The 3,925-nt window shown below is 41.9% G+C and carries 4 protein-coding genes; all 4 read left to right on the top strand.

Features of this window, described 5'->3' with window-relative positions:
- Positions 1–163 precede the first annotated feature (163 nt).
- The 4 genes from SSCH_RS18185 to SSCH_RS05765 all read left to right on the top strand — a co-directional run bounded on the left by SSCH_RS18185 (position 164) and on the right by SSCH_RS05765 (position 3,852).
- Positions 164–439: a hypothetical protein gene (locus SSCH_RS18185; protein WP_044664642.1), complete on the top strand. Its 276-nt coding sequence runs from the start codon at positions 164–166 to the stop codon at positions 437–439.
- A 363-nt stretch (positions 440–802) separates the two neighbouring features.
- Positions 803–1,405 (top strand): CRISPR-associated protein Cas5, encoded by a 603-nt coding sequence (gene cas5 / locus SSCH_RS05775; protein ID WP_044664641.1) that lies wholly within the window; start codon positions 803–805, stop codon positions 1,403–1,405.
- Positions 1,398–3,521 (top strand): hypothetical protein, encoded by a 2,124-nt coding sequence (locus SSCH_RS05770; protein WP_044664640.1) that lies wholly within the window; start codon positions 1,398–1,400, stop codon positions 3,519–3,521. Before cas5 ends, SSCH_RS05770 begins: the two co-directional genes overlap by 8 nt.
- Positions 3,514–3,852, top strand: coding sequence for a type I CRISPR-associated protein Cas7 (locus tag SSCH_RS05765; protein ID WP_052835367.1), 339 nt, complete (start codon positions 3,514–3,516; stop codon positions 3,850–3,852). Before SSCH_RS05770 ends, SSCH_RS05765 begins: the two co-directional genes overlap by 8 nt.
- The last annotated feature ends 73 nt before the right edge of the window (positions 3,853–3,925 follow it).

Genomic DNA, 3,925 nt, shown 5'->3' with positions numbered 1-3,925 from the left:
TTGAATACTTAACATGGATTTTACAAATGCTCCTAACTTGGGAAACAGGTACATAGCTCAGTTAGAGATTTCCTGCCTGGCAGTGAAACAATCCCGAAAAAAGTATTTACCCCGAAGCCATGTGGTACAAACGTGGAAAAATTTGCGTGGGAGGAAGACTGATATGGGAAAGAATATTGACTATATGATGGAACTGGTGAAAGAATACCTATCAGGCAAGACTCCCCGGCACATATTTGAACTAGACTTTCAGACCGAGATCATAGCCCGTTATAAGAAGATGGTGCATGAAGACAGGGGCCACGCCGAATATTTTTACGATGTGCTATCGGATGATGGTGTGGATGCAGGCGATGGTCTATCAGATGAAGAATTTAAACGACTGATTAAAAGACAGTACAACAAGGTTAAAGATATTGGCAAAGGTGATCTTTGGTGATACCGATATTTAGCAAGTGCTAGCCTGTTTGACGCTTACACTAACGATGTTCAATGATCTCTCTAAAAGCGGCAGCGGAAGATAAGTAATACTAATCTCCCGCTGCCGCCTTGCCGTTTTTACTTTTAGAACAAAGTACATATTGCTGTTTCAATCCACAGGAACAAAAAACCCCTGGCAGATGAAAAGTACCACAAATTTTAAAAAAAAGCAACGTAGACCCATGGACAAGTTCTACTACGCATGATATATTAACAATATACAAAATACAAAATACATATTACTGAATGTAATGGTTGATCGTTGTAGGCCCATATGAAGATGTATAACAATTAAAATTACCAAAGCAGAGGAGGTGAACGCATGACAGAGAAAGTATATTCTGTTTCATTTGAAGTGGAGGGACCTGCGGCAATGTTCACTAGGCCCGATACTGGTTCATCACCAGTGTCTTATCCAGCACCAACAAAATCCGCCCTAAAAAGTATTTTTGAGTGTGTGACTTTCTCAAAAATCGCCTATTTCGAACCGCAGCGTATAGAAATTTGTTCTCCCATTGTCTTTCGAAAATATTCAACTAATTACGGCGGCCCATTGAGAAAAAGCGGAACAGTCAATTTTCAACTGTTTGCAACTATCCTTGAAAATGTTTGTTATAAGGTCTATGGGGTGATCTTAGCCTATTCCCCACCATTTAGAGGTAAAAACCCGCAGCATCAATTACAGGAAATGTTTATGCGCCGACTTTCAGTTGGTCAATTCCATACAACGCCCTTCCTCGGCTGGAAAGAGTTTGTCCCAACCTATTTTGGCCCGATTCGTGACACTACAGCTGCTGACAAATCCATCAATGTGACAATTCCGTCTATGCTGAGTACGATGTACACTCGTCCGACGGATGGAAAGTACGCACCGCAATTTAGGCAGGACGTCAAAATTGAAGGAGGTGTGATGTTTTTTGCTTAATGAGTTATATGAACTGAGTAAGTCGTTGGAACATTACGGCTTGTTACAATCCACAACACATCCGAATGTAAACAATGTGGGAAAGGGCTATTGTTTGCTAGTAGAAATTGATAAGGATGGTGTTCCTCAAGAGGTTAGGCTTTTGCCAAAAGAAGAAACGGGAATGTTGTGGAGACATAGTAAAGGTAACCACAACAGCTTTCCCGCAATAAGGGTTCAAAAACCTTTGCTCGCAGCAACTGAAAGTGCAAAAGTCAGCAAAGCAAAATGGGAAGAAGCAGAGTTGTCTGTAAAAGTCAGTTATCTAACCACATTAGACTTTGGAGCAATTAATACTGAGTGCCTGGACATAAAAATATCTGACTGGTCACTGAATGAGTTTTCAGGGATTATGGACACACAAGAGCCAAAATTGGCGGCATTAAGGCAACTAGTCTATGTGTTCCCGGTCAAGGCAGAATGCACCAATTTCAACAAAATGTTGGCGGATTTGCTTTATCAAAAGATTGTGTCCTCTAATAATAAGGCAGAAGTTGATTTTATCAAAGAATTGCTTATAGGAAGGCTCGACGAAAAGACAGGAAAATATGTAGCTGGTTGCATGACTTATTACGATGTGTATGAAACAGCTAATTTTGCTAACTTAGTAACTTCCCTTGAAACACAGCGAGCATTGATCAACCTACTAAATTGTGATAATGAAAGTAATACTGAATTTAAGGACCAAACTGCTGTGTCTTCGCTTTCTGGAAAAAGGTGTGAAGCTGTCAGTGATAAATACCCCAATCCTAATATTCCCTTACTCGGGCTTACATATTTATACTCAAAAAAATCGGACACACCATGCTTAACTCGTTATAGATTGAGTGGTGTCGAAGCCTTCCAAACAGGTAAAAACGAGGTTAAGGCAATCAATGATGCAATTGCATTCCTTACCGATAAGGATAGAGAAAATAAATCATGGCAAGCGATGAGTGACAGCAACCGTGACAAGCCAAATCTGCTATTAGCCTATTTGCCCGATGATCCTCAGAATGATGCCTATCTGGCACAAATACTGGGAGACCCTTCTGATTATGAATCGGAGGATGAGTTTAGGGAGGAAGGCGAATCTGCGTTTGACGCCTTGTGCCAGCAGGTACTTGGGAATATGGAATCTGTGATTCGCAAAAACCCGCTAACAAAAATTAACCTGATCATGCTGGAAACACTTGACCCAGGCCGAAAACAAGTAGTCTACGAAAATATACTGACAGCCAAGCAGTTCCGGAATAATCTGCTTATGTGGTCGGAGGCGGCTCAGAATCAGTCAAATATCAGGGTACGTGTGCGTGATAAGAAAAAAATAGTTGAGTACAAGCCAATCTGCCCTGGGCCAAACGATATTTGCCAACTCCTTAAAATTAATTACACACGTTCCGGCTCATTAAAGCCTATGAAGCATAGCGCAGTTTCTTTGCATGATATATATAGGCTTTATATGCCGAAAGAGAATTCCATTGCATCTGACTACGATTTTCTTTGTAGTGTTGTGAGCAGGGTCGTTGAAAAAACGGCACAAATGCTCGGAGATGTGGGGAATCAGCTAGTCTTGGAATATGCACTTTCTTCCACTAAGGAATCACATTCCAGGGCAAGGCGCGTCATGTTATCCGTTTCACTAATCGCAATTTTGTTGTGGCGCTTGGGCGTCAGAAAGGAGAGTTATATGCATGAGGCACCATTTAATGTAGGGCAGTTTTTGCAGCTTTCCGATATGCTGCATAAGGAGTACTGCGTGCAGGTCCGAAACAGCGGAAATAAAAAGGCTACGTTACCAAGCCAATTGATGGGAAATGAAATGCTAGTAATCGCATCTGAAAATCCTGTAGAAGGGCTAAACCGATTGCGTGACCGTATGAAAATTTATCTGGCTTGGGCAAACACTGCGACTGGTGAAGGCGCAGGTTTAGCAAAATGGATTCTTGCACGGTATGGCGAAGTTAGCGCGAAAATCGCGGCAAACGATTTGCCAGAACAATTTAATGCAGCAGAACAGGCACAGGTACTGCTCGGTTATCTGGCATCGATTCCATACGATAAGAAAGGTGAAAAGGAGGAAAAAACCAATGGGTGATTTTATTAAAAGAGGGACAGGACTGCTTTTAATTGACGTGAAGGATTCGAACCCAAATGGTGACCCCGATAGAGAAAGTGACCCTCGTACCCGGCAGGACGGACGTGGCGAGATCTCACCAGTATCTTTCAAGCGTAAGTTACGCGATTTGGTTTTGGCAAAGGATTCTCCTGTCTGGCAGGATATTGCCAAAGAGCTTGGCCTATCTGAAACTGGATATGATGTTTTGGAAAGCAAGGACACCAAACGTGCTGATGTTAGAAAGCTAACAGGTAATGAATTACTGGAGAAGTATTGGGATGTCCGCGTTTTCGGAAACGACCTTTCTTGAAGAAAAATCGGAAGAAGTTGACTCATTCATCTCTACCGGTCGTTGTTCAATTTGGATTAGGAGTTTCGCTTGA

Source organism: Syntrophaceticus schinkii, from assembly GCF_000946815.1.
GTDB classification, from domain to species: domain Bacteria; phylum Bacillota; class DSM-12270; order Thermacetogeniales; family Thermacetogeniaceae; genus Syntrophaceticus; species Syntrophaceticus schinkii.
This window is presented reverse-complemented; position numbering and strand designations above follow the sequence as displayed.